The organism is Treponema sp. UBA6852, from assembly GCA_002449305.1.
Classification (GTDB): domain Bacteria; phylum Spirochaetota; class Spirochaetia; order Treponematales; family Treponemataceae; genus Treponema_D.
This window is the reverse complement of record DKDI01000034.1, coordinates 14,312-38,443: the sequence shown is the minus strand read 5'-3', so window position 1 is coordinate 38,443 and position 24,132 is coordinate 14,312. Positions and strand designations below refer to the sequence as shown.

Here is a 24,132-nt window from a genome sequence, read left to right as displayed (position 1 = left end):
TTATTTCCTGTTTTTGTTTTCACTCATAAGAGTAATGTAAGTTGCAAAGAAATTGTCTACAACTTTTGGACTTGCAAAAAGAGCGGAATTTGCTGTATTCAAATCTGCATTGCGGATTTCAGTTTCGCTTGCATCTTCCACTTCATCAGTTTGAATTCCTGTGCACTTAAGAACAACGACATTTGAGCCAAGAATAAACGGCGAGCTGATTTCGTCCTGCTTTAAAGAAAATGCTGTCTTGTATGCATCTTCATTTGAAGCGATTCTTGCAAGAGGTCCAGTTTCAGAAACAGAAGAATAAATGCTTGAGCTTCCGTAGTTTACAGGGAAAGGCTGAACTTCTGATTTTTCCACATTGAACTTTTTGCACGCGCTGTCAAAATTTGAAATAGCGGCTTCTGAAACAAAGTTTTCCGCAATCTCAAGGAAATAATTTTCAATGTAGCTTTTTTCATTTGAATTTATATAGTCAAGAACTGCATCCTGAACTGCGCTGTCTTCAAAGTCCGCTGCCGCTACAGAACCATCACATTTGAATATTGAATATCCGCGTTTTGTTTTTATAACTGCGCTGATTTCATCTTTCTGAAGTTTTTCAAGCTCTGCAAGCGAATCCACGTTGTCAAGCATATTTTCAATCTGGTAGCGGTAAGCTCCTGCATTTTTTCCATCTGCGTCAGAATAATATTTCTGGGATTTTTCACTTGCGGCATCTGCAAATGTAATTTCGTTTCCATTTATCTGCTTTAAAAGCGCCTTTGCTTCCTGCTCATCGTCAACTGTGATTACAGAAAGGTCGTATTTAATGAATTTCTCAGCGTTTTCTTTTCCGAATTTTACAGCTTCTTCTTTTGGAAAATTTGAAGTGCTGAATGCAACTGCGTCAAATGAATGTTTTTCTGCTCCCATTGAAGCAAGAAATTTCTTTTCCGCGCCGCTTCTTTTAAGTCCGTACAATGAAGTTCCGTTGAAAGAAACTTCATTGCCAGTCCCGAATAAATCATAGAAATAGCGTTTGTAAACAAGTTTGCTTTCAATGTCTTTTCTTAGTTTTTCAAGATCAACTGCGCTTGTCTGATTGTAAGCTTTCTGTGAGAATTTTCCTGTTGAAGGATCTGTGAATTTTTCAATTACAAATCTGTTTACAGCTTCTTTTGGAACTATGTAGCCTGATTTTTTTACTGAATCAGTGAACGCCATGTTGATTACAGTCTGATAAAAGGCTTCGCTCATAATGCGGTAATAAGAATTTTCGTCAACTTTGTAGCCGCTAGCCTGATATGACTGCGCAAGATTTGAAACTGCAGTATAGAAGTTTGAGCCTGGCTCATAAGTTATGTTTTTTCCGTTGTAAGAACCGAAAGTGCTTGCCTTCTGCTTGTTAAAGATTGACTGAAAAACTGCGCTCGCTCCAAAGGGAAGAAATACCAGCGCCGAAATTACAAGTATGATTACAGCTCCGATTTTTGAACTGTCTTTTTTTGTTTTCTGTTCAGTGATTTTGTTTTCTTGATCCATAAGAAGATTCATCCTTTTTATATATAAATAGAAGTAAAAACTATTTTATCATTGTAAAATGCAAGTGTCAATGTAGAAACTTTTCTACACATTTTGCCTTTCAATACACAAACTTTCACTTTCATGCTATACTTATTTTATTCGGAGGAATTATGATTCAAAAAACATTGAAAGAAGCTCTTTCTAAAAATGAATATCCAGGACGCGGAATTATTGTAGGAAAATCTGCTGACGGAAAATACGCGGTTTCTGCCTACTGGATTATGGGAAGAAGCGAAAACAGCCGCAATAGAATTTTTGTGGAGGACGGAGACGGAATCCGCACTCAGGCATTTGATCCTTCAAAACTTACAGACCCAAGCCTTATAATCTACGCGCCTGTAAAAGTTCTTGGCTCCAAGACAATTGTAACAAACGGCGACCAGACAGACACAGTTTATGATGGGCTTAAAAACGGACTTAGCTTTGAAAAATCCTTGCAGTCAAGAAGGTTTGAGCCAGATTCTCCGAATTTTACACCGCGCATTTCAGCTTTGCTTGAAGTTGAAAACGGAAACTTTAATTTTTCAATGTCGATTTTAAAGAGCGACTGCGGAAACGAATCTTCTGTAAACAGATACACTTTTGACTTTGAAAATCCGCGCGCAGGAATCGGCCGCTACATTCACACCTATATGCAGAACGGAAATCCGCTTCCTAGCTTTGAAGGCGAGCCTGAGATTTTGGAATTGGACGGAACTTCTATAGAAGAAACGGCAAATTCAATCTGGGAAAACTTGAACGAAGACAACAAGGTTTCACTTTTTGTGCGCTTTATTGAAATTGCAACAGGAAAGGTCCAGACAAAAATTATAAACAAAAACTAGAGAAAAATTAAGAAGCCATTTTAATAAAAACGGATTCTTAACTGTCATTCCCGTGCTTGACACGGGAATCTGTTCTAAAATTTAGATTATCGGGTCAAGCCCGATAATGACAGTAAAATAAAAAATTCGGCATTCGATTAACTATTCAGCGATTTCAAGAGGGCAAGAACTTTTTGGAACGCTGAATTTTCCTTTTTCATTTCCCTCGAACCTCTTGTTATATTGCATAAAGACAAATTGTATTTTTTTGCAATTTCGCGCTGGGTTGTTCCTTCGTCAAGTTCCTTTACAAGACTCCATCTCTTGGAAAAATCCTTTAATTCAGACTTTGTAAAAAGACAGCCGAAAAAATCAAATATAAGATTTTCGTCCTGAATTTTTGAAAGAAGCATGCATATTTCTTTAATCTGATCGCTCTGGCTGTTTTTTGTTTCTGGCATTTTTACCTCTAAAAGAATGATAATCCAATTGCATTAAAAAAGCAAACTGTCTTTAAAATAAAAAGACCGGCTTTTACACCGGCCATGCCTTTTGGCATCCAGGCTCCAATGGGTGGGAGGGGATAAATTGAACACCTGGTAATTTATATATCGGAGCGCATTCCATTTTTCTTGAATTGTTTTTTTACTGTTTGATTATTTGTTGAATCTAATTTCTGAAGGGATACTTCCTAAGACCCTGAGGGATACTTCCTAAGACCCTGAGGGATACTTCCTAAGCCCCTGAGGGATACTTTCTAAGCCCCTGAGGAATACTTCCTAAGCCCCTGAGCGATACTTCCTAAGGCTCTTATGGATACTTACTTAGCCTCTTAGGAAGTATTCCTTTTGTTTTTATGCATTTAAAAATATTGTCAGAGGATTTATTCATCTGTTTCTTCAATAATCGCGTCAATGTTTAGCGAAATGTTGTAGCTTCGGCCGTCCAATGCGGAAACTGCCTTTGTTATTTCGTAATCACCCACAATGAATTTTACGGTGTGGTCGCCGCTCGTTGTGTAGAACTGTTCTACTGGAGCTGTGTATTCGTTATTGTCGAATGTTATCTTTGTGCCTTCTGGAGCAATAAGCCTGATTATTGGCTTTATTTCCCTAAGTGAAATTTCAATATTTGAAGTTTTTGCCTGCTCAACGCTTACTGTGCGCACTTCATTGCGGTAAGAGTCGCTTACAATGTTTATGTTGTGGCTTCCTGTTGGAACAAGAATGTCTTTTTTTCCAAGCTCCGACTGCTTGCCGTCAACAAAAACTGTGAATTCCTTTGCTTCCTCGTCTTCCGCTGAATTTATGGCAAGAGAAATTTTCCCTTCATTTGAAAGAATCGGATATGCGCACACGCTGAATTTTGACTTTGAAATGGAATCGCTTGAACCTTTCATTGCAAGCTGAAGCCTAAAAAACAAAAATCCGTCGGCATTTGCAGGAATCATCTGCGCCATGTACGAATATGCATCGTTTTTTATTGAGTGGTTTTTCTTTGTTGGAACTTTTATATTAAAACTTAGACTTTCACCGAACGTTCCGACTTCCGCTCTTGTTCCGTTATAGTCAATAAGCTTGGCATCTGGAACTGGTGAAATTCCTGAATACAACGACCAGGCAACGGAGTCCCGCCATTCAGCGACTATTTTTGGAACTTTTATTGAAATTTCAATTCCTTCTATAAAAGTTTTGTCTTCTGGAAGCTTTATTACAATTGCATCGTTTACACCGGCTTCAACTGATTTTTTTTCAAACAGTGAGTCTATGCTTATTAAATTTGTCTTGCGCACACGGAAAGGCTCGGCTTTTAACATAAAAATTCCGCATAAAGCCAAAAGCATCAAAGAGAAAACTTTTTTGTTTTTCCTGCCAATGCAAGATTTCATGTTGATATTATAATCTTAAATCTTCTATATTTCTAGTGTAATTTCTTTTATTTTAAGTATTTTCCGGGATTTAATGAAGAGCCGTTCTGCTTTATTTCAAAGTGAAGGTGCGGACCTGTTGAAAGTCCTGTTGTTCCGACTTTGCCGATTTTCTGCCCTGTTGAAACCGCCTCTCCTTCTTCAACTAGGATTTCTGAAAGATGTGCGTAGGTGCTTTCCATTCCGCCTGCGTGGGAAATTATGATGTGGTTTCCGTAGATTCTGTTTCCTCTTTCCACGGATTTTACAGTTCCAGTCTTGCAGGCAAATACAGTTGTTCCCTCCGGAGCTGCAAGGTCAATTCCTTTGTGAAACTGCCATCTGCCGGTTATGGGGCTTTGTCTTTTTCCGTAGCCGGAAGTAAGAATGCTTTTTTCTAGCGGCATTGACATTCCAGGATTTAAAAAATATGCACGTTCAGCCGGACTGAATCTTTCGCCGGGAATAAAATAGAAAAATCTTCCGTTTATTTTGTATTTTGCAAAAGATTCTTGAAAGATTCTTTCTTTATGCTCGCTTGCAAGCAAAAATTCAATGGAAGTGGCAGGGGATTCAGGGATAAAAAGTCCGTTTGCGGAAGGAAGAACTATTGTTTTGCCTTCAAGAAGTTCTGCGCTGTTTTCTATTGAATTTGCGGTTGACAAAGCTTCCTGCCAGACGCTGCATCTTGCCGCCACGGTGAAAATTGTGTCGCCTTTTTTTGCTTTGTATGAATAGAAAGTTGGAACACTTGTGTTTGACTTGAAAAAATCTTTCTGGCACTGCTGGACTTCCTGCTGATACTGGGAAAAAAGAAAGTCGCGCGATTCCAAGGACGGAATTTGCGGAAAACTTTGAGCCTGCACGTAAAAAAGTGAAAAAAATGTTCCTAGAATAAAAAAAAGTTTTTTCTTCATAAAAAAAAGAGCTGCTCAAGAAAATGTTCCTGAACAGCCTTGTGTTTTAACAGCTTTTGGCTGTTACTCTTCTGAAATTGCTCCAACTGGACATACAGAAGCGCATGATCCGCAGCTTACGCAATTGTCAGCATTAATCTGACGCTTGTCGTTTACTTCGCTGATTGCTTCTGAAGGACATTCGCCTTCGCACGCTCCGCAGTTGATGCATTCCGATGAAATTTTGTAAGCCATAAAATACCTCGGTTTGTGTGTGTGGAAAACTCCTAAAAAATAGAAGCCTTCTAAAAAATAATACTTGAAATTTACTAAAAAGGCAAGTTTTGTTTTTTTATTCAAAAATTTTCAAAAGTACTTGACAAAACTTAGGGGGGGGTAAAATGAGCGTTGCTGAATTTTTTTAGCAGAATTCCTTTTTAAGGGCAAGTTTATGAAAAAGATTACTAAGATTTTGTCTATATTTGCGGTTTTTGCTTTGGCATTTTCGTTTGCAGGATGCAGCAGTGATGATGATGACTCAAATAATTGTTCTGAAAGCGGCGCTAGTAGCAGCGGGCAGGTTTCTGAAAACTTTGTAAAAATTCCTGCCGCTTCGATTGACGGAACAGAAAACTGGACGCCAGAATCAAAAGTATTCGTAAGCGGACGTAAACTTGAAGTTGCCTCGTTCTATATGAGCGACCATGAGGTAACGAGGGCAGAATACAAGACTGTCATGGGCAGCGACCCAAGCGAAGCCGATGCTTATGACAAGGACGGAAATGAGCTTACAGGTGATGACAATGTAAAAAACAACCCTGTGAACAATATCAACTGGTATGACGCGCTTGTGTACTGCAATACGCTTTCTATAAAAGAAAGCTTAACCCCTTGCTATTCAATTGACGGAAAAACAGACCCAAGCGAATGGGGAACAGTTCCGGCTTCAAGTGACAGTAAATGGAATGCCGCGACATGCGACTTTGAAGCGGACGGCTACCGTCTTCCTACAGAGGCAGAATGGGAATGGGCTGCGCGTGGCGGCGAAAGCTACGAGTATGCTGGAAGCGACAATACAGACAAGGTAGCATGGTATGCAAGGAATACAAAAGGAACAAGAGATGTAAAGACCAAGAATAAAAACGGCTACGGACTTTACGACATGAGCGGAAATGTATGGGAATGGTGCTGGGATAGAAGAGACGGAAGCATATCAAGCGACACTCCAAACTCAGGTTCGGCTTCTGGTTCTGAACGCATTCAGCGCGGTGGGGCTTGGCAATACTTCGACACCTACGTGCAACTTGCCTTTCGGGTCGGCATCTACCCAGACAACTGCTCCGACGACTATGGCTTCCGCGTTGTCCGCACTGCAAAATAGCAACATTCTACATCATGTTCTTACGTGTGCACGTCATATAGGATGGCATATTCTTGCAAGGCCCCTTGACAAATGCTTGCAAGACCCCCTGACGTGTACTTGCAAGACCCCCTGACCAAAATTCTTTGCAAGGGGTGCTGACAAAAATCCTTTGTCTTTCTTTTTCCACTTTAAAACTATTTTTATTTATGGTATCTTTTTAAAGATTTTTTTAAATTCAGTGCATAAAATTAAAAAAAATGTATATAAAGTTATAAAATCTTAAATAAGAAGTTTTTGCGCTTTTGTTTCAGTTGCTTTCTTTTTAAGATTTTATTCCTAGTGCTATATTGGAGAAAAAAATGGCTAAGACAGAAGAAAAATTTCCGGTTGAAATGTCGGAAAAACTAAAGGCCTTGGAAGCTGCAAGGCTTCAGATTGAAAAGCAGTTTGGAACAGGCTCTTTGATGAAGCTTGGAACAAAAACAGACACTGCTTCTATCGATGTTGTTCCTTCAGGCTCGATTTTGCTTGACGAGGCTCTTGGAATTGGCGGTTATCCACGCGGACGTGTAATAGAAATGTACGGTCCTGAAAGCTCTGGTAAAACTACTCTTGCGCTTCATGCTGTTGCGGAAGCTCAAAAACTTGGCGGAATTGCGGCTTTTATTGATGCGGAACACGCTTTAGACCCTGTTTATGCCAAAAATCTTGGTGTAAACATTGATGAGCTTTGGGTGAGCCAGCCAGACACAGGAGAACAGGCTCTTGAAATTTGTGAAAACCTTGTGCGTTCCGGCGCTGTTGACATAATTGTTGTGGACTCTGTTGCAGCTCTTACTCCTCAGAAAGAAATTGAAGGCGAGATGGGAGATTCCGTTATGGGACTTCAGGCTCGTCTTATGAGCCAGGCGCTTAGAAAACTCACGGCAATTGTTGGAAAAAGCAAGTGCATTGTGGTCTTTATAAACCAGATTCGTATGAAAATCGGCGTTATGTTTGGAAACCCTGAAACTACAACTGGCGGAAATGCGCTGAAATTCTATTCATCTATCCGTCTTGAAATCCGCAGAATTGAATCAATTGACGGCAAGGGCGAAGAGGATGCCGTAGGAAACCGCGTGCGTGTAAAAATTGTAAAAAACAAGGTTGCGCCTCCTTTCCGCAAGGTTGAACTTGATATTTACTTTGGAAAAGGAATTTCTTCTGCCGCATCCATTTTGGATTCTTCTGTAAAGCATGGGCTTATAGACAAGCGCGGCGCCTGGTATACAAGAGGAGAAGAAAAAGTCGGTCAGGGAAAGGAAAATGCGGTTGCATATATAGAAAACAATCCAGCATTTAAAATGGAACTTGAAAATACTCTGCGTGAAAAGATTTTCCCCGGGCAAGTTTTACGCACCAAAGAAGGCGAAGTTGTAACAAAAGAGCAGATTCTTCAGTATGAAAAGGAAATGAGGGCAAAAGGTGTTGGCACTGGCTCTATTGCAGAACCTCCTACAAAGGAAGAAAAGCCAGCTGAAAAAGCTCCTGTTGCTCCTGCCGTAGAAGAAAAGCCTGCAAAAGCTGCAAAGTCAAAGGCCGCGAGCCTTGCAAAAGCCGCTTCGGAAGATAAGCCTGTTCCTGATGAGCTTTTCTAGGATTTATGGAACGTGTTGTTTTAGGACTTGGCTCTAATAAAAGTTTCGGGGCGTTTTCTTCCTTGGAGCTTTTAAAAAGTGCCTGCTCTTGTCTTGCAGATTTTATACATGAGCTAAAAGTTTCTTCTATATATAGAACTGCGGCCATGTATGTCTGCGAGCAAGATGATTTTTATAATATGGTTGCCGTTGGAAATTTCAGCGGAACTCCTGATTCTCTTCTTGAAAAAATCCATTTAATTGAGCAGAAATTTGGACGCGACAGAAGCCTTGAAATTAGAAACGGACCGCGTTCCTTGGACATTGACATAGAGCTTTTTGGAAATCAGACTGTAAAAAAAGAAAATCTTGTGATTCCGCATGAGCGGCTTTTAGAAAGAGCATTTGTTCTTGCTCCTTTTCTTGAAGTTTTGAAAAAAAATGCCGATGTTAATAAAGCGGACATAGAATTCTACGCAAAAAAACTGGATCTTTTAAAAGAGCAGCGGGTTGAAATATATTGTCCGTTTTAAAAATATTGCTTCGGAGCGCAAAATGGAACAAGAACGGACAGTTTGTCATAGAAAATTTATGGCAGGAACTTTTGAGGGACCTCTTGATCTTTTATGGAGCCTTATACGCGAAAATAAAATAAATATCTACGATATTCCGATTGCGGAAATTACAGAGCAGTTTCAGGATTATCTTGATTATGCTGTGGAACTTGACCTTCAGGATTTGAGCGAATTTTATCTTTGGGCTGCAAAACTTGCGTGTATAAAGAGCCGTCTCCTTTTGCCTGTTGAAGTGCGCTATGACGATGACGAAAGCATGGAAGATCCCCGCGAAGAGCTTGTTGAGCAGCTTATTGAATATCAGCGTTTTAAAAAACTTTCTGTTTTAATGGAAGAACAGGAAGAGCAGAGCGAATGGAGCTTTGAGCGCAAGAAAATAGAAAGAACGCTTCCGTTTGACGAAGACGATTCTCAGTGGAAGAAAATGGACACTTGGGCTTTGCTTCAGGATATGCAGAAGATTTTTAGGAATCTTACAAATGTAAATCCTGATGAGCGGCTTTTGAACATGGGCGAGGATATTGCTCCGAATGAAAAAATCGCCTTGATAAACGAGCTTCTGGAAAAGAAAAGCGAATGTATGTTTACAGACTTGATAACCAGAAAAGGCAATGAGCTTGACGTGATTTGCGCTTTTATGGCGATTCTTGAAGCAGTAAAATTGAATTTAGTTGAAATATATCAAAATAAAATGTTTGGAGATATAAAAATATGCAGGAAGCAGAAAGCGGCATGATTTCAGAGGAAAAAAAAGAAGTAAATGAAAATATAGAGGCTTCAGAAGATACTTTGGATGAAGCTGAAAACGACCTTGAAAAACGTCGGGCAGATTTAAATCTTGATACAGAAACTGCGCTTTTGGAAACTGTTCTTTTTTTGGAAAGCGAGCCTCAGACTGTTGAAAATCTTTCAAAGATAACAAAAATGGCTCCTAATGTAATTGAAGAATGCATTGAGCGTTTAAAAGAAAAATATTCAAATGCTGATTCTGGAATTGAACTTTCAATGATTATAGGCGGATGGACTCTTACGCCAAAAAGAGAATGCTTTGACTTTGTAAAAGAGCGGTATGGAAAAAAGAATGAAGGCAGATTAAGTCGCGCCGCTATTGAAACTTTGTCGATAATTGCTTACAGTCAGCCTATAACGCGTGCGGAAATCGAAAGCATCCGCCATGTAAATGTGGACAACATGATGCGTGTTTTGCTTGACAGAAAATTTATAAAGGAAGTCGGAAAAAAAGATATTCCCGGAAAACCTGTTATGTACGGCACAACAAAAGAATTCCTTGAATTCTTCCATTTGCAGAGCATTGCCGATTTGCCGCAGCTTGATGAAAAAGAAAGCGAGAGGTTTGAACTTGCCCGTTAATAATTCAAAAGAGAAGAAAGAAGACGCTATGCGCCTCGAAGACGCTATGCGTCTTCAACAGTACATGGCTAAATGCGGTGTTGCAAGCCGCCGTGCCAGTGAAGCGATTATCTGCGCCGGACGTGTTAGCGTAAATGGAACTGTTGTAACAGAGCTTGGAACTAAAGTCAGCGCACAAGACAAAGTTTGCGTTGATGAAAAAGAAATCCACCTTGAAGAAAAAAAACGTTATGTCCTTTTAAATAAGCCTTCAGGGTATGTGTGTTCCGCAAGCGATGAGAAAGGCCGTCCTGTTGCGGCTGACTTGCTTAAAGAAGCATATACAGAGCGTCTTTACAATGTTGGCAGGCTTGATATGTTTTCAAGCGGTCTTATTATTTTTACAAATGATGGAGACTTTGCTGCAAAACTTTCACATCCTTCCGCAGAACTTGAAAAAGAGTACATTGTAGACACAAGCCTTCCTATGCCGCGTTTTCTTGCGGATGACTTTATGGACGGAATTAGAATCGACGGAGTTTTCTACCGCTGCAAGGATGCCCGCGAGCTTAATTCGCATAGAATGAGAATTGTTCTTGTTGAAGGTAAAAACCGCGAAATCCGCCGTGTGTTTGAAAAGTATGAAGTCGGAATAAAAAGCCTTATGCGCATAAGAATTGGCTGCGTTGGAGTTGGAGAGCTTCAGTTTGGGCAGTTCAGGGATTTGACTCAGGATGAAGTGAAAGCCCTCCTTAGGCTTTGCAAAAATTAAAAAGAGGTTGTTATGGTTGTTGCTATAGACGGTCCTGCAGGAACAGGAAAAAGCACGGTTGCTGGAAAAGTTGCAAAAGACTTGAACCTTACATATTTGAACAGCGGAAGCTTTTACCGCGCGCTTACGCTTGCTTTGCTTGATTCTGGAATAAACCTTGACGATGAAAAATCAGTGGTTGACTTTGCAAAAAAGCAAAAGCTTGACTATGTGAATGCAAGGCTGATTTTAAACGGAAAAGATGTTGACGATTTGCTTCATCAGGACAAAGTTGACGCGAACGTTTCAAAAGTTTCTTCTTTTGTTGAACTTCGGCATTTTGTCAATTCAAGAATGAGACAGATTGTAAAAAGCCTTAGCATAATTTGCGAGGGAAGGGACATGACAACTGTTGTGTTCCCGGATGCGCAATTCAAGTTTTATCTTGATGCTAGCATTGATGTTCAGGCAAAGAGGCGTTTTGATCAAGGCGTGAGCGGACTTTCACTTGAAGAAATAAAGGCTGCCATAATCAAGCGCGACGAAATGGACAGAAATAAAGCGGAAGGCTCCCTAAAAAAAGCAAAAGACGCATTCTATATCGACACTTCAGACTTGACCATAAATGATGTTTGTGCGATAATCGAAAGCAAAATAAAATCAAAAGGGTTTGCTATGGAAAAGGAAGTGGAAAAGAATGGTGCCCAGGGCTCCGACAACATTTACACACAATTAGAAGCATCTATTAATAACATGGAGCCGGTTGAAGACGGTGCTAATGTAAAGGCTACTGTTGTTCAAGTTACAGATGATATTGTATTCGTTGACGTAAACTGCAAGTCAGAAGGAAAAATTCCTGTATCTGAATTTGCTGGAAACCTTCCAAAAGAGGGAGATGTAATTACAGTATATCTCGTAAGCCAGTTTGGAAAAAACGGTCCTATTGTTTCAAAGCAGAAGGCCGATGAAAAACGCCTTTGGGAAGAGCTCAAAGTTGCTGCTGAACAGAAAACTCCTGTAGAAGGTGTAATTTCTTCTGTTACAAAAGGCGGATATATGGTTAATCTTGGCGGTGGAATTTCTGCATTCCTTCCAATCAGCCAGGCAGATGCTCAGAAAGTTGAAAAAGAAGACAAGCTTATTGGCGTAAAGTCTAAGTTCTATGTTGAGCGTCTTTATAGCAACGGCAAGCGCAATGTTGTTGTAAACCGCCGCAAGTATCTTGAAGAACAGATTAACGGAAACCGTGATAAATTCTTTGAAACTGTAAAGATTGGCGATACTGTAAAAGGTGTTGTAAAGTCATTCACAAGTTTCGGCGCATTTATTGACCTTGGCGGATTTGACGGTCTTCTTCATATTAATGATATGAGCTGGGGACACGTAACTCGTCCAAAGGATTTTGTAAAAAAAGGTCAGGAAATAGAGCTTAAAGTTATCCGCCTTGATCCAGAGGGAAAGAGAATCAACCTTTCTCTTAAGCATTTTACAGAAGATCCGTGGGTTCACTTTGAAGAAAAGTACCATGTAAATGATATTGTAAAGGGAAAAGTTACAAAAGTTCCTGACTTTGGCGCATTTATTGAGCTTGAAGAAGGAATTGAAGGTCTAGCCCATATTTCTGAATTCAGCTGGACAAAGAAAATCAACAAGCCGTCTGACATGGTAAAAGAAGGCGATGAAGTTGAATGCATGATTCTTGGCTATGATATTCAGGGCGGACGTGTTTCTCTTGGTCTTAAGCAGGTTACAGAAAATCCTTGGGATTCAATTGCTGACAAATATCCTGTAGGAACAAAAGTTTCTGGAAAAGTTGTAAAGATTGCAAACAGCGGTGCATTTGTTCAGCTTGAAGAAGGCATTGACGCTTTCCTTGCTGGCGAGGATCTTTCTTGGACAAAGAAAATCAAGCATCCTGGAAGTGAAATCAAAGTTGACCAGCCTTTGGATGTTGTTGTTTTGGACTGCGATCCAGAAAACCACAGAATCCGCGTTGGCGTAAAGCAGCTTACAGACAATCCATGGAAGGCTTTTGCTGAGGAATATAGAGTTGGTGGAACTCTTGAAGGCGAAGTTACTTCTATCAATGACTTTGGAATTTTTGTAAAAGCTCCTAATGGAATTGAAGGTCTTGTTAACAAGGCAAACCTTAGCGATGACCGTGATGTTCCGTTTGAAGAAGCTGTAAAGAAATACAATGTTGGCGATAAAGTTAATGTTTATGTTGTTTCAATTGATGTGGACAAAGAGCGTGTTGCTTTCTCTGTAAAAGAATACAAGAGAGCTCAGGATCGCGCTGAAATTTCACAGTATATGTCTTCTAGCAATGATGACAGGGCTTACACAATTGGCGACAGCGTAAAGAGCCACGCAGAGTAAAAACAAAATCAATGAGTGGAAACAGCTTAATTTCTTTAGACAGGCTAAAGTCACTCATTGAAATTAATACACGCATAAATTTAAATTATGCGGATCCAGATACATTGCTGGTTTCAATTTTGGAATCAGCAATGCTTATGGTTAAATGTGAAGCCGCATCTCTCCTCCTTGTGCGGAAAGAAATCAATTCACTAGAATTTTATATCAGTCTTGGTCCTAAAAATTCCGAAGTTAAGAAAATCCTTGTTGAAAAAGAATCAATTGCTGGCTGGGTTGCTGAAAATTGTCAGTCGGTCATAATCAACGATGTAAACAGTGATCCTCGCTTTAATTCCACAGTTCAAAACACAACAAAATATGTTACAAGAAACATGATTGCTTTTCCTATGAGCGTGAAAGGTGATTGTGTTGGCGTTATTGAGTTGATTAATAAGGAAAATAAAGGCGACTTTACTGCCGACGACCTTGAAATTCTTGAGCTTTTGGGCGAGCAGGCGGCTGTTGCATACCAAAATGCCTTGCGCTACAGAAAAAATAAAGTTCAGCTTAACGCTCTTCAATATGTTGTTGACGCTGGCAAAGACTATCATCCTTTTATTGCGCGGAATCCGCTTGTTCTTTCGTTAATTGAAAATATAAAGCGTGCTTCTGCGATTAATTCTTCTGTTTTGATTACCGGTGAAAGCGGAGTTGGAAAAGAGCTTTTTGCAGAGCAGATTCACCTTTTGAGCAACAGAAAAAATAAGCCTTTTGTCCGCGTGAGCTGCGCTTCTTTAAGTCCGTCGCTTCTTGAATCTGAATTCTTTGGACACGTAAAAGGCGCTTTTACCGATGCTGTTTCTTCAAGAAAAGGCCGCTTTGAAATGGCTGACGGCGGAACAATTTTTCTTGATGAGATTGGCGAGTTGCCTTTTGATTTGCAGGCTAAGCTTTTGCGTGTGATTCAGGAAAAAAAGTTTGAGCGAGTTGGTTCTTGCGACACAATTTCAGTTGATGTGAGAATTATTGCCGCAACAAACCGCGACTTGGAAGCAATGATAAAACAAGGAACTTTTAGAAGCGACTTGTATTTTAGGCTGAATGTTCTTCCGATTGCAGTTCCGCCTTTGAGGGAGCGCAGGGATGAACTTGAAGATTTGTGCGAATTCTTTTTGAATAAATTCAAGGCTGAAATACATAAAGAATTCCTTGGATTTTCAGAAGCTGCAAAAAAAGCAATTTATTCTTATATGTGGCCTGGAAATATCCGCGAGCTTGAAAATACAATTGAAAGGGCTTGCATAATCGGAAATCCGCCTTTTATTCAACTAAATGATTTACGGCTTCCCGTGGATTCTGAAAATTTGCCAGAAACAGAAGAAATTCAAAACTGCGCAGAAGAACTTTCGCTTATGAAAGACCGCAGCTTAAAAAATGCGCTTTCGGAATTTAAAAGACAGTATGTTGAAAGAATTCTAAGAGAAACAAACTGGAATCAGACTGCCGCCGCAAAAATTCTTGATATTCAGCGCACTTATGTTTCAAAGCTTATTTCTGAACTGAATATCCGCAGGACTTGACTTTCAAGGTTTTGACAAAAAGACTGATATTCTATATAATAAAAAAATATTCGGAGTAAAAAATGTCTAAGGAAAAAAAAGCTACTGCAAATGCAAAAATTGAAGATTTTATTATTAAAAATAGAAAAATATTTATTTGCGGAGTAGCCGTTTTAGTTGTTGCCGCTGTAGTTGTTTGCACTGTATTTGCAATTTCTGATTCAAATAAGAAAAAAGATCTTGCTGCCATTGATTCAATTGAATATTCTTATGCTGCAAAATCTGGCGAAATAGAGGAAGATGAAGCTTCTTCTCGTCAGGCAAAGGCAGAAGAAGCTCTTGCGCCTTATCTTTCAAAGAAAAATATTGCCGGTGTGCGCGCCAATATGCTTTACGCTGACATTGCCTTTGCAAAGAAGGATTTTACAAAAGCACTTGACTGCTACTTAAAAGCTGCTAATGCTTCTAAAAAAGCTTATACTTATGCAGAATGTATGTACAATGCCGGTGTTTGCGCAGAAGAACTTTCTAAAAATGACGATGCTGTGGCTTATTATAAAGTTGCTGCAGATACTGAGGATTTTTACCTTGCTTCTCATGCGCTTTTTAATGCTGCAAGAGTTTGCGAAGTTTCAGAAAACTATTCTAATGCCGCGGAGCTTTATCAAAAAACTGTTGATTCTTATAGCGGATACGAGTGGGCAAATCTTTCTGAAAGCCGCCTTATTGATTTAAAGGCAAAAGGAAAAATTGACTAAAAATCAGTGTTCTTATAAAGAAAAAATTGGCGGTGTTTGTTTTGCAAAAAAATTAAAGACCGCCTTTTTTTTATTTGCCGTGCTTTTTGCCAGTTGCGGACTTGACACTTTTTATTACCTTGAGCCGCCAAAGACTGATGGGCACACAACAAAATACACAAGCGATGATAGGGCTCAGCTTTATTTTTCTTTTTTAACCAATGAAGAAGGCGATAATTCTGATTACGGCTCGTCTGATTTTTCTTTCCTTGGCACTGAAGTTTATTACAAGATTTATAATAATTATTCTACAATGGTCAGCGCGCAAAGTTCGATTGACACATTGAATTCAAGCAGTGATGTTTCAGCTGCGGCAACAAATATTATAAACTCAAGAAATTACAAGACGCTTTTGTTTTCTTCCTATAATAAAACCCCTTTGATTCCAGAAAATAATGACGACCGATATGTTTATATCCGCTTGAATAGCTATGGTGAAGAAGATGGATACTCTGCTGCCGTCTGCTACGGAACTTCTGCAATGGAAAGTTATGTTTTAGGTTCAAGCGGTGTAACTTTAATTGGAAAGCCTTTGCGCAATATTAGTTCTGGCTCAGGCTACGGATTTGACTTTAAGAAAACTGACAACGATAATCCGCTTCCTGTTTCAAGTGATGAAGATGTAAACTGGTCAAGTTCTAGTTCTGAGGACGGAGTCTGGTATGTTGATATGTGGGCGGTTTCTGTGGGGCGGGATTCAAGTTATTCACCTTCCTACAGCAAATTGCTTCACCTTGGCTCGATTTCAATAAAAGAAGAATGGTACAACGACTAACTCTTATAAAATTTCAAGGATTTTATTTATAAATGCGCAGTTTTTTTCCAAATCTTCCTTTAGTTTCCATGGCGGATTCATTATAAACATTCCGCTTCCGTAAAGATGGGAGCCGGTTTCTATTTTTGTTTCCTCTGGATTTTTTGTGATTAGCTCGATTTTAAAGCTTTCGCAAGGAGTTGTTCCTAACTTGCAGAAGTCTTCAAGTTCTGTTAGAAGCTGAGAAGTTTCATTTTTTCGGCGGAGCAAAAGCGGATACCAAAGCGCGATAATGGCCGTGTTCCATTTTCTTCTTACAATTTTTAATGCGTCGCAAACTTTTTTGTAATCCTCTGAGTCTTCGTAGCTTGGGTCGCACAGAACAAGTCCGCGTTTTATTAGCGGCGGTGTGAGCGCGCAAAGAGCCTTGTAGCTGTCTTCATTGTGAATTACGGCTTTGCGGCTTTTCATGTTGTTTTTTAAGGATTCAAGTGCTTGCGGATGCTTTTCTATAAAATGGAGGCTGTCTTTTTCTCTTGAATAAAGGTGTTCAAGTTCCGGGCTTCCTGCGTATTTTTTTTCTTCAAGATAGGGAGATTCACGTTCGATGTATTCCTTTAAGCCGTGCGGAAATTCTTGCGAAGTCCGTTTGTAGAATCTGTATATTTTTTCTATTCCGTCTTTTGCTTCGTTTGTTTTTAAGCTCCGCTCGTCATCAAGATTGAATATTCCGGCTCCTGAATGGCTGTCTATTATTGTAAAAGGCTTTTCTTTTTTGCAAAGGGAATCCAAAATCAGGCAAAGGCTAGTGTGCTTTAAAACGTCTGCAAGGTTTCCGGCGTGATACTCGTGCTGATAGCTTAGCATTTTTCAATTTCCTTTATCCAAAGCTGCGCGTTTGCATCGCTAGGCATTCTCCAGTCTCCTCTTGGCGAAAGATTTACTGTTCCAACTTTTGCTCCGTCTGGCATACAGCTTCTTTTGAACTGCTGGCTAAAAAATCTTTTGTAGAAATTCTTGAGCCATTTTAAGATGATTTCTTTTGTGTATATTGTTTTTGTCGCCTTATCTTCTTTTCCAAGAAATGCTTTTTGCGCAAGAAAATAAATTTTCCGTGGAGAAAATCCCCAGCGCAAAACATAGTAAAGAAAAAAATCATGAAGCTCGTAAGGACCTACAATTTCTTCTGTTTTCTGACTTATTTTTCCTTCTGAAGGAGGAAGAAGTTCCGGGCTTACAGGAGTTGCAAGAATATCATTCAGAACATCTGAAAGACTTTTGTTTTTCTTTTCAAGCGCTTCGTCAGCAAACCAAGAAACAAGGTGGCGGACTAAAGTTTTTGGAATGCTGGAATTTACGCCGTACATGCTCATTTGATCGCCGTTGTAAGTGCACCATCCAAGCGCGAGTTCGCTTAAATCTCCAGTTCCGATTACGATTCCATTGCACTTGTTTGCAAAATCCATAAGAACTTGAGTACGCTCGCGTGCCTGACAATTTTCGTAAGTTACATCGTGCGTGTTTATGTCTTGTCCTATATCTTTAAAATGTTGAATTACGGCATCCTTGATATTTATTTCTTTTAAAGTTGTTCCCATTTCATTTGCGAGCAGGCAGGCATTGTTGAACGTTCTGTCTGTTGTTCCGAATGCAGGCATCGTTATAGAAAAAATTTTTTGCCTTGAAATATTGCATTTGTCAAAAGCTCTTGCGCATACTAAAAGTGCCAAAGTTGAATCTAGTCCGCCGCTAAGTCCTATGACTGCTCCCTGCGAATGAATATGCCTTAGCCGTTTTGCAAGTCCTTCCGACTGCATTTCGATTATAGAAAAACATCGTTCTTTTCTTTTTTGAATATCAGAAGGTACAAATGGATGAAGAGCAATTTTCTCATAAAGATGTTCGTCTATGTTGTCGGCAAAAAACTCCTGCTGAAGTCCGCTTACAAAAATTGTCTTGTATTCAGACTTTGCAAAACTTGTGCTTCTTGAAAAAGTTGTGGATTTTACTCTGTCTTGTGTGAGCTTTTCTAAATCGATGTCCGCTATAAGAAAGTCCTGTGTGTTTTCAAAAAGGGAGGATTCTGCTTTTATTGCTCCGTTTGCTGCAATGATGCTGTGTCCGCTGAAAATCATGTCGGTTGAACTTTCGTCGTGGCTTGCGTTTGCGTAAATGTATGCGCCCACTGTTTTTGCGGAATGACCTGCTACAAGCATCCTTCTGTATTCAGCTTTTCCTGCGACTTCATTGCTTGCGCTTAAATTTGCAATTATTGTAGCTCCGTTTATGGCGTGTCTTGTTGAAGGTGAAAACGGAACCCACAAATCTTCGCAAAGTTCTGCGGAAATTTTTATGGAAGAATCATTTTCATCTTGAATAAAAATATTTGTGCCAAACGGAATGTCTTCCAAGCCTTTGAAAACTGAAACTTGTTTTACTGTGTTTTCAGAAAATGAAGCAAACCAGCGGCTTTCATAGAATTCAGAATAGTTTGGAATAAAGGACTTTGGAATAAAAGCAAGAACTTTTCCTTTATAAATAAAAGCTGCGCAGTTGAACCGCTCTGAATCCAGTTCAACAGGAAGTCCAACGCAAAAAAGAACATTGCAGTTTTTTGTTTCAGCGCAAATATTTTTTAGGGCAATATAACATTCTTCCTGAAGTTTTTTTTGTGCGAATAAATCAGCGCAAGTATAGGCGCAAATAGAAAGCTCTGGAAAAACGAGAAGCTTTATTTTTTTGTCTTGGGCTTTTTTTACAAGTTCAATTATCTGCTTAGAGTTGAAGTCGCAATCCGCCACAGAAAGTGAAGGGGACACGCTTGCAACTCTGAAAAATCCGTAGTTCATAAATTGATTATACGAATTATCAGCAGAAAATTCAATTTTTTTATGTGTAGCAGGCGAGGATGTCGTCCTGGCTGCTTTTTAGAAGCTCTATTACATCTGGCCGGAACGCGTCTTTATCTTCTAAGATTGTGTTCATTGCCATGTTGAATTCGGCTGCGCTTATTTCTTCCGCGGAAAAAAAGTTTATGCAGAATTCTATTGCGATTGCGCACATCTGGGTGTAGATATTGTTGATGCTGCTTTTTAGTCCGTGAGGCATTCCTCTTCCGTCGTAGCGTTCGTGGTGGTGCATGCAGATGTCAGAGCAGACTTTTACAAAATATGCGACACTTGGCGAGCTGTTCACGCCTACAAAATCTGCTCCTGCTATTGTGTGTGTTTCTGGAATGTCATCGATTTCTGACTGGGAATAAACCTTGAATTTTTCGTGGCTTACAATCATTCTGCCTATGTCGTAAAAATATGCTGCGCGGCTGATTATTTCAATTCCTTCCGGCGTAAGATCTTTTGGAGCTTTTGTTGCAAAATAATTTTCAAGCATGATGTGCACAATTTCACTTACTTGAATATAAAGGTCGTCGCTCTTTTTTTCACCTTTGAGATAAGTAAGATAAACACGGCGAAGCTTGTCTGCATAAAGAATTGTCGCCTTGAGCTCTTTGTCTGAAACTGTTCCTTTTAGCATTGAAGCGGCAAGAACTTTTTTTGCGAATATTGACTTCAGCTTTGAAAGAATTTGCTCGCTGTCATAAGGCTTCTTGAAAAATCCTGACGCTCCAAAATTTGCGGCTCTTATAATGTTGTCTTTTTTGGCTTCTGAAGAAATAAGCAGAATCACCATTCCTGAGTGTCTTGACTTGTCTAGCAGGCTGAGCACTTCAAATCCGCTTAATCCGGGCATATTTATATCAATGATTAATCCGTCTATTTTTACAGCCGGATTGTTTAGAATATCAAGCGCCGCATATCCTGAATCTGCTTCAATTACATTGTAGAAACTTGCCAGTATGTTTTTTAAAACCGCTCTGTCAATTTCAGAATCATCAACTATTAAAATCGTTGTCATCTCTTGCTCCAGTTGTTGAATATCAAAAAATCGCTGAAACTGAATTTTTAAATGTTATCAAATAATTATATCATATCATCTTGAAATGTAAAGAAATAAACTTTTGGAAAAATACTTTGCCTTGACATCTGGTGTGTATTTTTTTAAAATACTGAAAAAATTTCGCGTTTATTTTTGGAAATCTATATGCTTGAAAAAATGAGAAACATTGGCATCATGGCTCATATTGATGCTGGAAAAACAACTACAACAGAAAGAATTCTTTATTATTCTGGAAAAATTCATAAAATCGGTGAAATTGATGATGGCGCGGCTACAATGGATTTTATGAAGCAGGAACAAGAGCGTGGAATTACAATCGCTTCAGCTGCAATAACAACCGAATGGAAAGGCTACAAAATAAATATCATTGACACTCCAGGCCATGTTGATTTTACTGCGGAAGTTGAACGTTCTTTGCGTGTTCTTGACGGAGCTGTTGCCGTAATTTGCGCTGTTGGATGGGTTCAGCCGCAGACTGAAACTGTCTGGAAGCAGGCAGATGAATTTCATGTTCCGCGCATTTGCTTTGTAAACAAGATGGACAGAGTAGGAGCGGACTTCTTTGGAGCAATTGAAGATGTTCGTAAAAAATTCGGCTGCGAGCCTGTTGCTCTTGAAATTCCTATGGGAAGCGGGCAGGACTTTGAAGGTGTTATAGATCTTCTAAAAATGAAAGAAATCCGCTGGGACGCAGAAACTGAAGGCGAAAAATTTACAGAATCAGAAATCAGCGATGAATACAAAGAACTTGCACAGGAATGGCGGGAAAAACTTGTTGATACAGTAGCTTCAAACGATGAAGAGCTTACAGATCTTTATATAGAAGGCAAGGAAATTTCTGTTGAGCAGCTTATGTCTGCATTGCGCAAGGCTACAATTAATAGAACTCTTGTTCCGTTTCTTTGCGGTTCAAGCCGGCACAATCAGGGAGTTCAGCCTCTAATTGATGCGATTGTTTCTTATCTTCCTTCTCCGGATGAAGTTCCTCCAGCTGAAGGAATCCATGTAAAGAAAAATGGAGAGGAAAAAATTCTTGTAAAATGTGATCCAGATTCAAAGACTCCAGCAGGTCTTGTATTTAAAATTCAGTATGACCGCGAGGCAGGAATTCTTTGCTTTGTTAGAATGTACTCTGGAAAAATTTCAACCGGAACTCAAGTTTACAATGTTGGAAAAAAGAAGCGCGAGCGTGTAAATAGAATTCTTCGCGTAAATGCAAACAGAATGGAGCAAATGGACAGCGTAAGTGCAGGAGACATTGCCGTTTTTGTAGGCTTGAAATTTGCGCAGACTGGAGATACTTTGGGAAGCGAAGGAATGCCTGTTCTTCTTGAAAGCGTAAAATTCCCAGAGCCTGTTATTTCGATTGCGATTGAGCCTGAAACAATGGGGGATCGCGCAAAACTTCAGGAAACTCTTGAAATTCTTAGCCGCGAAGATCCTACGTTTACTTTCCGTGATGACGAAGAAACCGGGCAGCTTGTTATTTCTGGAATGGGCGAGCTTCACCTTGATGTTCTTGTTACTCGAATCAGAGACGACTTTAAAGTTCAATGCAGAGTTGGTTCTCCGCAGGTTACTTACAGAGAGTCAATTTCTACTGCTGCTGATTATAAAGAAGAGTTCAGCAAAGTTCTTGCCGGAAAAGAAAATGCTGCTTGCCTTGCAATTCATATTGAACCAAGAGAAACTGGAGCCGGAAACTCTTATACTTGCGCAGTGCATGACAACTCAATTCCAAAGGAAATTTATGAAGCGATTGAGCAGAGCATTCAAAGCTGTTTTGCTTCTGGAATACGAATGGGCTATCCTTGTACAGACATTGCAGTTTCTGTAACTGACATAAAATACGATGAGCTTACAGCTTCTACTTTTGCATTTGAAGCCGCCGCGGCCGAAGCATTTGACAAGGCGTGTGAGTCTGCAACTCCAGAACTGCTTGAGCCGGTAATGGAAGTTGATATTGAATGTCCTTCTGAATTTGTTGGAGATGCAATGAGCCAGATTACACAGCGTGGCGGAATGATTGTAAGCATGGATGAAAAATCAGGCGAAAACGTAATTCACGCAAAAGCTCCAATGGCGAAAATGTTCGGATTTTCGACAAACCTTCGCTCTGTAACACAAGGAAGAGCAAGTTTTGGAATGGTGTTCAGCCACTTCCAGGTAAAGGCGTAAATTCTTGGAGGACGCTTGAGCAAGATTGTTTGCTGCGTTACTGCTTTGGCGGAAACATCACCTCAGGCTGTTCCTCTTGGCGCCGCTTGCATTGCTTCTGCTGTAAAAAATAGTCCGCTTACAAAAAATATTTTTGAAGTTCACTTGTCTTCTTTTTCTCTTGAAAATGGAAATTCATCTAAGATTGAATCTGAAATTTTTTCTTGCGCAGAAAATCTTTTTGCGGTTTGCTTTAGTGTTTTTGTATGGAACAGAACGCAGCTTGAAACTTTGGCGCAAAAGATAAAAGAAAAAATTCCTTCTGCAATTCTTATTGCTGGAGGTCCTGAAGTTACAGCATCTCCTCTTTCATTTAAAAATTTTGACTGGACTATTTGCGGTGAAGGCGAAGAGTCTGTTCCGCAGCTTTTGAATAAACTTTTTAACTCTAAAAACAAAAATGAAAATTTTGATATTCAAGGAGTCTATAAAAAAGACGAAAATAAAAATTCCTTGTGCCGAAGTTTGCCTCCGTCATTGCAAACTTTGTCTTCACCATGGCTTGATGGAACTTTGAATCCTTCTGATTATTGCGGCGCGTTGTGGGAACTTGCACGTGGCTGTCCTTTTAAATGTTCGTATTGCTATGAAAGCAAAGGCGAAAAAAAAGTTCAGTATTTTTCAATGGAGCGCATAGAACGCGAACTTGAATTTTTTGCTGAAAAAAAAGTGCCGCAAGTCTTTGTTCTTGATCCGACTTACAATGCGAATAAAAAACGCGCACTGGAAATTCTTAAGCTTATAAAAAGAAAATCTCCTGCGACATTTTTTAGTTTTGAAGCCCGAGCGGAATTTATTGACAGGGAACTTGCCCATGCTTTTGCTTCTATTCCGTGCAGCCTTCAGTTTGGACTTCAAAGTATGCACAAAGAAGTTCTTAAGCTAGTGAACAGAAGCTTTGATAAAAAATTATTTGTAAAGAACATTGGCATTCTAAATAGGGAAGGAGTTGTCTTTGGTTTTGATTTGATTTTTGGACTTCCGGGCGACAGTTTTTCTGGATTCAAACAGAGCGTAGATTTTGCGCTTTCTCTTTACCCGAACAATCTTGAACTTTTTTGTCTTAGTGTTTTGCCGGGAACAGATTTGCATGACAAGGCTGCATCTCTTGGTCTTGTGTGGCAGCAAGAACCGCCTTACAATGTTTTAAAAACAAAAATGTTCTCACAGCAAGACATTGAAAGAGCAAGAAAATTTTCTTTTGCTGCCGATATTTTTTACAACAAAGGCAGAGCCGTTCCTTGGTTCAATTTGATTTTATTTCCGCTTCATGTAAAGCCTTCTGTTTTCCTTGAAAATTTTTCGCGTTTTTTGGAGCTGAAAGAAAATGCGGATTTTTCATTTTTGGGAATTCAAAAACTTCAGCTTGAATTTGTTTTGTCGCAATATAAAAACCGGCATCTTGAAAAAATGATTCTAGTTGCTTCTGATATAATCGTTTTGAATAATGCGCTGAGCCTTTTTACTGCGGAAGGAAAAGAGTCTTGTGTTGAACTTCATTATCATCCTGACGATTTGATGAGTGGCTACGATGTTGCGTTTTTATCTGAAAATTGCGGGAAGTTTAAAAACAAAACAAAAGTTTTCGGCGGAAAAAATGGTGCGGACTGGAAAGTTATAAAATAGTTTGAAAGGTGATTTTTATATTTCAATGTTTGCTGCAAATTAAT

At 39.5% G+C, this 24,132-nt stretch carries 21 protein-coding genes; 13 read left to right on the top strand and 8 right to left on the bottom strand.

Annotated features, from left to right (window positions below):
- Nucleotides 1–1,518, bottom strand: a complete 1,518-nt coding sequence (locus B3209_RS07105; RefSeq protein ID WP_296690301.1) for a peptidylprolyl isomerase — start codon at nucleotides 1,516–1,518, stop codon at nucleotides 1–3.
- 152 nt (nucleotides 1,519–1,670) lie between these two features.
- Here B3209_RS07105 and B3209_RS07100 point away from each other — a divergent pair, with 152 nt between their 5' ends.
- Nucleotides 1,671–2,384: an IMP cyclohydrolase gene (locus B3209_RS07100; RefSeq protein WP_296690299.1), complete on the top strand. Its 714-nt coding sequence runs from the start codon at nucleotides 1,671–1,673 to the stop codon at nucleotides 2,382–2,384.
- A gap of 137 nt (nucleotides 2,385–2,521) precedes the next feature.
- Here the strand turns inward: B3209_RS07100 and B3209_RS07095 are convergent, their stop codons facing one another.
- The 4 genes from B3209_RS07095 to B3209_RS07080 all read right to left on the bottom strand — a co-directional run bounded on the left by B3209_RS07095 (nucleotide 2,522) and on the right by B3209_RS07080 (nucleotide 5,420).
- Nucleotides 2,522–2,824, bottom strand: coding sequence for a Trp family transcriptional regulator (locus B3209_RS07095; protein ID WP_296662944.1), 303 nt, complete (start codon nucleotides 2,822–2,824; stop codon nucleotides 2,522–2,524).
- Between the two features lie 422 nt (nucleotides 2,825–3,246).
- Entirely contained in the window at nucleotides 3,247–4,251 is a 1,005-nt protein-coding gene (locus B3209_RS07090) for a hypothetical protein (RefSeq protein ID WP_296690298.1), read from the bottom strand.
- Between the two features lie 47 nt (nucleotides 4,252–4,298).
- Nucleotides 4,299–5,186: a LysM peptidoglycan-binding domain-containing M23 family metallopeptidase gene (locus B3209_RS07085; RefSeq protein WP_296664796.1), complete on the bottom strand. Its 888-nt coding sequence runs from the start codon at nucleotides 5,184–5,186 to the stop codon at nucleotides 4,299–4,301.
- Between the two features lie 63 nt (nucleotides 5,187–5,249).
- The gene (locus tag B3209_RS07080) at nucleotides 5,250–5,420 is read right to left on the bottom strand and encodes a DUF362 domain-containing protein (RefSeq protein WP_295800523.1); all 171 of its coding nucleotides are present in this window, start codon (nucleotides 5,418–5,420) and stop codon (nucleotides 5,250–5,252) included.
- Between the two features lie 196 nt (nucleotides 5,421–5,616).
- On the opposite strand from B3209_RS07080, the gene B3209_RS07075 reads away from it, so the two are divergent.
- From B3209_RS07075 to B3209_RS07030, 10 genes are all read left to right on the top strand, one after another.
- Nucleotides 5,617–6,546 carry a formylglycine-generating enzyme family protein gene (locus tag B3209_RS07075; RefSeq protein WP_296690296.1) on the top strand — a complete coding sequence of 310 codons (930 nt, stop codon included), beginning with the start codon at nucleotides 5,617–5,619 and terminating at the stop codon, nucleotides 6,544–6,546.
- 341 nt (nucleotides 6,547–6,887) lie between these two features.
- Nucleotides 6,888–8,165 (top strand): recombinase RecA, encoded by a 1,278-nt coding sequence (gene recA, locus B3209_RS07070; protein WP_296665192.1) that lies wholly within the window; start codon nucleotides 6,888–6,890, stop codon nucleotides 8,163–8,165.
- Between the two features lie 5 nt (nucleotides 8,166–8,170).
- Nucleotides 8,171–8,677: a 2-amino-4-hydroxy-6-hydroxymethyldihydropteridine diphosphokinase gene (gene folK / locus B3209_RS07065; RefSeq protein ID WP_296665194.1), complete on the top strand. Its 507-nt coding sequence runs from the start codon at nucleotides 8,171–8,173 to the stop codon at nucleotides 8,675–8,677.
- A 22-nt stretch (nucleotides 8,678–8,699) separates the two neighbouring features.
- A complete protein-coding gene (locus B3209_RS07060; protein WP_013701981.1) occupies nucleotides 8,700–9,455 on the top strand; it encodes a segregation and condensation protein A in 756 nt (251 codons plus the stop codon).
- Nucleotides 9,431–10,090 carry an SMC-Scp complex subunit ScpB gene (gene scpB / locus B3209_RS07055; protein WP_295800965.1) on the top strand — a complete coding sequence of 220 codons (660 nt, stop codon included), beginning with the start codon at nucleotides 9,431–9,433 and terminating at the stop codon, nucleotides 10,088–10,090. Before B3209_RS07060 ends, scpB begins: the two co-directional genes overlap by 25 nt.
- Before the next feature lie 28 nt (nucleotides 10,091–10,118).
- Nucleotides 10,119–10,841 carry a pseudouridine synthase gene (locus B3209_RS07050; RefSeq protein WP_296665217.1) on the top strand — a complete coding sequence of 241 codons (723 nt, stop codon included), beginning with the start codon at nucleotides 10,119–10,121 and terminating at the stop codon, nucleotides 10,839–10,841.
- Between the two features lie 12 nt (nucleotides 10,842–10,853).
- The gene (gene rpsA / locus B3209_RS07045; protein WP_296665197.1) at nucleotides 10,854–13,199 is read left to right on the top strand and encodes a 30S ribosomal protein S1; all 2,346 of its coding nucleotides are present in this window, start codon (nucleotides 10,854–10,856) and stop codon (nucleotides 13,197–13,199) included.
- An 11-nt stretch (nucleotides 13,200–13,210) separates the two neighbouring features.
- Nucleotides 13,211–14,758: a sigma-54-dependent Fis family transcriptional regulator gene (locus tag B3209_RS07040; RefSeq protein WP_296665199.1), complete on the top strand. Its 1,548-nt coding sequence runs from the start codon at nucleotides 13,211–13,213 to the stop codon at nucleotides 14,756–14,758.
- A gap of 62 nt (nucleotides 14,759–14,820) precedes the next feature.
- A complete protein-coding gene (locus tag B3209_RS07035) occupies nucleotides 14,821–15,495 on the top strand; it encodes a tetratricopeptide repeat protein (RefSeq protein ID WP_296665201.1) in 675 nt (224 codons plus the stop codon).
- On the top strand, nucleotides 15,488–16,309 hold the full coding sequence (locus B3209_RS07030) for a hypothetical protein (protein WP_296665203.1): 822 nt from the start codon (nucleotides 15,488–15,490) through the stop codon (nucleotides 16,307–16,309). Before B3209_RS07035 ends, B3209_RS07030 begins: the two co-directional genes overlap by 8 nt.
- Before the next feature lie 3 nt (nucleotides 16,310–16,312).
- On the opposite strand, the gene rlmJ is transcribed toward B3209_RS07030, so the two are convergent.
- The 3 genes from rlmJ to B3209_RS07015 are packed head-to-tail and all read right to left on the bottom strand — an operon-like array spanning nucleotide 16,313 to nucleotide 20,203.
- Nucleotides 16,313–17,155 carry a 23S rRNA (adenine(2030)-N(6))-methyltransferase RlmJ gene (rlmJ, locus tag B3209_RS07025; protein ID WP_296665205.1) on the bottom strand — a complete coding sequence of 281 codons (843 nt, stop codon included), beginning with the start codon at nucleotides 17,153–17,155 and terminating at the stop codon, nucleotides 16,313–16,315.
- Nucleotides 17,149–19,137 carry an NAD(+) synthase gene (locus B3209_RS07020; protein ID WP_296665206.1) on the bottom strand — a complete coding sequence of 663 codons (1,989 nt, stop codon included), beginning with the start codon at nucleotides 19,135–19,137 and terminating at the stop codon, nucleotides 17,149–17,151. Before B3209_RS07020 ends, rlmJ begins: the two co-directional genes overlap by 7 nt.
- 40 nt (nucleotides 19,138–19,177) lie before the next feature.
- Nucleotides 19,178–20,203: a response regulator gene (locus tag B3209_RS07015; protein WP_295796811.1), complete on the bottom strand. Its 1,026-nt coding sequence runs from the start codon at nucleotides 20,201–20,203 to the stop codon at nucleotides 19,178–19,180.
- 186 nt (nucleotides 20,204–20,389) lie between these two features.
- Between B3209_RS07015 and fusA the strand changes: the two genes are divergently transcribed.
- Nucleotides 20,390–22,423 carry an elongation factor G gene (gene fusA, locus B3209_RS07010; RefSeq protein ID WP_296665209.1) on the top strand — a complete coding sequence of 678 codons (2,034 nt, stop codon included), beginning with the start codon at nucleotides 20,390–20,392 and terminating at the stop codon, nucleotides 22,421–22,423.
- A 15-nt stretch (nucleotides 22,424–22,438) separates the two neighbouring features.
- Nucleotides 22,439–24,088, top strand: a complete 1,650-nt coding sequence (locus B3209_RS07005) for a B12-binding domain-containing radical SAM protein (RefSeq protein WP_296665211.1) — start codon at nucleotides 22,439–22,441, stop codon at nucleotides 24,086–24,088.
- Nucleotides 24,089–24,132: the final 44 nt, after the last annotated feature.

Bases quoted from the DNA above. Each gene is read 5' to 3' on its own strand.
- B3209_RS07105 (WP_296690301.1), bottom strand. From the start codon at position 1,518: ATGGATCAAGAAAACAAAATCACTGAACAGAAAACAAAAAAAGACAGT.
- B3209_RS07100 (WP_296690299.1), top strand. From the start codon at position 1,671: ATGATTCAAAAAACATTGAAAGAAGCTCTTTCTAAAAATGAATATCCA.
- B3209_RS07095 (WP_296662944.1), bottom strand. From the start codon at position 2,824: ATGCCAGAAACAAAAAACAGCCAGAGCGATCAGATTAAAGAAATATGC.
- B3209_RS07090 (WP_296690298.1), bottom strand. From the start codon at position 4,251: ATGAAATCTTGCATTGGCAGGAAAAACAAAAAAGTTTTCTCTTTGATG.
- B3209_RS07085 (WP_296664796.1), bottom strand. From the start codon at position 5,186: ATGAAGAAAAAACTTTTTTTTATTCTAGGAACATTTTTTTCACTTTTT.
- B3209_RS07080 (WP_295800523.1), bottom strand. From the start codon at position 5,420: ATGGCTTACAAAATTTCATCGGAATGCATCAACTGCGGAGCGTGCGAA.
- B3209_RS07075 (WP_296690296.1), top strand. From the start codon at position 5,617: ATGAAAAAGATTACTAAGATTTTGTCTATATTTGCGGTTTTTGCTTTG.
- recA (WP_296665192.1), top strand. From the start codon at position 6,888: ATGGCTAAGACAGAAGAAAAATTTCCGGTTGAAATGTCGGAAAAACTA.
- folK (WP_296665194.1), top strand. From the start codon at position 8,171: ATGGAACGTGTTGTTTTAGGACTTGGCTCTAATAAAAGTTTCGGGGCG.
- B3209_RS07060 (WP_013701981.1), top strand. From the start codon at position 8,700: ATGGAACAAGAACGGACAGTTTGTCATAGAAAATTTATGGCAGGAACT.
- scpB (WP_295800965.1), top strand. From the start codon at position 9,431: ATGCAGGAAGCAGAAAGCGGCATGATTTCAGAGGAAAAAAAAGAAGTA.
- B3209_RS07050 (WP_296665217.1), top strand. From the start codon at position 10,119: ATGCGCCTCGAAGACGCTATGCGTCTTCAACAGTACATGGCTAAATGC.
- rpsA (WP_296665197.1), top strand. From the start codon at position 10,854: ATGGTTGTTGCTATAGACGGTCCTGCAGGAACAGGAAAAAGCACGGTT.
- B3209_RS07040 (WP_296665199.1), top strand. From the start codon at position 13,211: ATGAGTGGAAACAGCTTAATTTCTTTAGACAGGCTAAAGTCACTCATT.
- B3209_RS07035 (WP_296665201.1), top strand. From the start codon at position 14,821: ATGTCTAAGGAAAAAAAAGCTACTGCAAATGCAAAAATTGAAGATTTT.
- rlmJ (WP_296665205.1), bottom strand. From the start codon at position 17,155: ATGCTAAGCTATCAGCACGAGTATCACGCCGGAAACCTTGCAGACGTT.
- B3209_RS07020 (WP_296665206.1), bottom strand. From the start codon at position 19,137: ATGAACTACGGATTTTTCAGAGTTGCAAGCGTGTCCCCTTCACTTTCT.
- B3209_RS07015 (WP_295796811.1), bottom strand. From the start codon at position 20,203: ATGACAACGATTTTAATAGTTGATGATTCTGAAATTGACAGAGCGGTT.
- fusA (WP_296665209.1), top strand. From the start codon at position 20,390: ATGCTTGAAAAAATGAGAAACATTGGCATCATGGCTCATATTGATGCT.